General features: G+C 65.3%; 3 protein-coding genes and 1 pseudogene. All 4 read right to left on the reverse strand.

Annotated features, from left to right (window positions below):
• Positions 1–291 precede the first annotated feature (291 nt).
• Entirely contained in the window at positions 292–1,143 is an 852-nt protein-coding gene (gene pstC / locus AUC71_RS08125) for a phosphate ABC transporter permease subunit PstC (protein WP_069623862.1), read from the reverse strand.
• Positions 1,144–1,228: 85 nt separating this feature from the next.
• Complete coding sequence (locus AUC71_RS08130; RefSeq protein WP_069623863.1) at positions 1,229–2,122, reverse strand: phosphate ABC transporter substrate-binding protein; 894 nt, start codon at positions 2,120–2,122, stop codon at positions 1,229–1,231.
• A gap of 262 nt (positions 2,123–2,384) precedes the next feature.
• A complete protein-coding gene (locus AUC71_RS08135) occupies positions 2,385–2,699 on the reverse strand; it encodes a hypothetical protein (protein WP_069623864.1) in 315 nt (104 codons plus the stop codon).
• Positions 2,684–3,328: pseudogene (locus AUC71_RS08140) on the reverse strand (alkaline phosphatase family protein); the annotation flags it as partial. The pseudogene AUC71_RS08140 and the gene AUC71_RS08135, both read right to left, overlap by 16 nt.
• Between the last annotated feature and the right edge of the window lie 78 nt (positions 3,329–3,406).

Raw genomic sequence — 3,406 nt, forward strand, 5'->3', positions numbered from 1 at the left:
CGAGAGCGCCACGGCGCTGGCTACGGCAAGTGGCAGGGTCACGGCGAGGCCGATGCCCACCAGCGCCAGCGAGCCGAGAATGGCGGGCGCGATGCGCCCGAGGAGCCGAGCGGGTAGCCCATGGGGGGCTGAAGCAGAAGTCCCAGGACAGCCGGCCCGCGCCCTCCATCAGGAGATAGCCGACAATGCTCATCGGCAGCGCGAAGCCGATGGCGCCGGCGGTCCAGGCGAGAGCCACATAGACGCGGTCGGCGAGCAGGGTGGATCTGCGTAAGGTCCCTATTTGCGCGCTCATGCGGCGCCCCCATGCGCGGAGACGATGCGGCCCTTGAGACGCCAGACGACGAGATTGATCGCGCCGGTGAGCACCAGCAGCACGAGACCCGCGGCATAGAGCGCGTGATATTTGGCACTGCCGACGCCGGCCTCGGGCAGATCTGTGGCGATCAGCGCGGTGAGCGGCTGGCCACGGTCCATGAACGATGTGGGAAGCGCCGTGGAGTTGCCCGCAAGGAGCAGAACGGCGAGCGTCTCGCCCACGGCGCGCGCGAGACCCAGAGCGACGGCGGCGAACAGGCCGGGCTTCGCGGCGCGCAGGAGGACGCGGCGGGCCACATGCCAGCGGGTGGCGCCGGTCGAATAGGCGGCCTCGCGCAAGGTGGCGGGCACGGCGCTGAACGCTTCGCCGGAGACGCTGGCGATAAACGGCAGCACCATCACGGCCAGCACGACGGACGCGACGAATATAGACTCGCCTGTCGCCATATCGCCATAGCGCTCGAACCAGGCGACGAGCGTGACATAGCCGAAGAAGCCGTAGACTACGGACGGGATGCCGGCGAGCAGCTCGAAACAGGGTTGAAGCAGCGCACGGATCCAGCCCGGCGCGAGCTCGGCCACGAACAGGCCGATCCCGAAGCCGAGTGGGACGGCGAGCGCCAGGCTGAGCGCAGTCACCATCAGCGTCGACAGAATCGCATGACGGATGCCGAGCAGCGGGGGATCGAGCAGTGGCGCCCAGTCCTGCGCGAAGAGCAGCGCCCAGAGCTTCTTGGGGTTCGAGACCGCCGGCCAGGCCTCGTGGCAGATGATGAGGACCAGCGCGCCGAGCGCAGCGCGACGGATGCGAGTGCGGCCCAGCACACGAAACGCAAAAGAATGTCGGCGCGGCCGCCCCGGGCGGGGGTGACGACCGCGCCAACATCAAAGCCGGCGGCAAGAGGCGGGATCACTGAACCTCGTGCACCGGCACATAGCCTTGGCTTGCCACGTCGGTCTGACCCTCGGCGAGCATGTAGTCGAGAAATCGCTTCGCCATGGGGTTCGGCGCGCCCTTGACGATCATGAGCAGAGGCCGCGCCAGCGGATACGCGCCTTTCACGACGTTAGCGTTCGTGGGCTCCACGCCGTCGAGCGCGAAGGTCTGGATGCCGTCGTTCTCGGTCGCCAGGCCTGACGACATGTAGGCGAGCGCACTCGCGTTGGACTCGAGCTTCTTCATGAGTGCGCCTTGGCTCGGCATCTGCAGCGCACCGGAGGACACCGCCGCATCACCCATGATCTTCTCCTGGAAGATTTCGGCGGACCCTGCGCTCGCGTCCCGCACGAGAAGCACGATCTCCTCGTCCGGCAACGACGCATCGATATCCTTGTAGGTCTTGAGTTCGCCGCTGAAGAGCTTGCGCACCTCTTCGGTCGTCAAGTTCTTGCGGGTCTTGGCGAGCGGGTTGTCGACGTTGGCGGCGATGGCCACGGCATCCTTGCCGACCAGCACGGCCTCGAACGTGCCGAGCGCCGACTTCTCCTTGTCCTTCAGGTCGCGGGAGGCCATGCCGATATCGACCGTGCCGTTGGTCGCTGACTTGACGCCAAAACCGGACCCGCCGCCGGTCACATAGATGATCGTTGGTTCACCCGGCAGCGCCGAGCTGGCCTTGTCCCAGGTTTCGAACGTTTCCATGAACGTGCTGGCGGCGTTGACCACGCTCGGAACCAGCGTCGTGGATCCACCAACCCGCAACGAGTCGTTGCTCGACTGCGCCAGGGAATCTCCACCAAAGCCGAGAAGACAGAGCACGGCCGCCGCCGCGCCGATGCCCATCGGGTTCCGTAAAATTCGCATGACTGCATCTCCCTCGAAAGAGCGACTGGGAACACCGCCGGCGAGGCGAGCTCGCCCAGGCGGTTTCAAGAAACTCTAGCGTTGGGAGATTGCGGTTTGATGACGTACAAGACGAAGTGCGTGTCGCTGAAAGATCCGCACTAGTAATAACAGAAAGGCACATAAGTAATAATGCGCGATGTCTCTCGGCCCCGAGAGCAATTCTGCCTCAGGAAAAGTAGCTGTACGATAAAATGAGCCAGCGTGTTGTTGAGCGCGCGGCCTATTCGGCCGCTATAGTCTCCTCGACGTCTTGCGTTGCGGCCGCCTCGGCTGGATAGAGCCAGCGAGCCAGATCGAGATTGTTGTGGAAGTACGAAGCACCCGGGGCGCCCGCGGCGTTGTGCAGGATCACCGGCACGTCGAGTTCGTGATGCGAGCCGTGGCTGCGATAGCCGAGCGGCAGAACCTCCATCTCGAGTCTCTCCAGATGCCCGAACACCGTATCCGCATCGCCCACCACGACCAGATCGCCAATGCGCTCAGGCATCAGGCGAAACTCATCGGCGGCCTCGGCGCGGGTTAGTACCCGCTCCACGCCTCGAGCGAAAGCAGCAGCGCCTTCACCGCCGCGGCATCGCCGGGTTTCAGTGTGTAGACCCAGGACATGCCGCCGAAGCCGCGGTGATGCCGGAGATATTTGTCGCGCTCCGCGGAAATGGAGATGCGGATCGGCGCACCCCGCGCCGCGCAGGCGCGATCGAGATCCCAGCAGCGCGCTTTGTAGTTCATGCCGTGGTCGGCGCTAACCAGGAACGCCGCATCCGGCGCGGCCTCGGCTGCTTCCTTCAGAAGCGCGTCGATCTCCCCGAGATGCTCTTTGGATTCCGGCGCCTGGGGCGGCCACTCATGCATGGGGTAGTCGGTCGTGTGCACGTAGAGACAGCCGATCTCGGGCCGCGTCTCGAGCACGTGGATCGCAGCGCGCAGCAGCCAGTAATTGATCTCGCGCGAGTAGATCGGCGGCGCTTCGCCGAGAATCTTCTCCCAGTCGCCGTCGGGGGCTTCCGCAGCCAGAAGGATTTCCGCGCCACGGCCAAGCAGCGCCGTCGTCTTCTTTTTGCTGGTGAGAAGAGCCGAGCGCACGCCGGCCTGGCCGGCGCGTTCGAACAGGGTCGGCGCGCAAACCAGCGCGGCGTCCTCAAGATACTCCTCCTGGCCGGTGTCCTCGTCGAGGAAGGACGTTCCCTACCACGCCGTGGTCCTTCGGCCAGCTCCCGCAGCAGATGGAGGCGTTATTGGCGT

It is taken from the genome of Methyloceanibacter marginalis (assembly GCF_001723295.1).
Lineage (GTDB): Bacteria > Pseudomonadota > Alphaproteobacteria > Rhizobiales > Methyloligellaceae > Methyloceanibacter > Methyloceanibacter marginalis.

Excerpts from the sequence above, each read along its gene's own strand:
- AUC71_RS08130 (WP_069623863.1), bottom strand. The coding sequence starts at position 2,122 with ATGCGAATTTTACGGAACCCGATGGGCATCGGCGCGGCGGCGGCCGTG.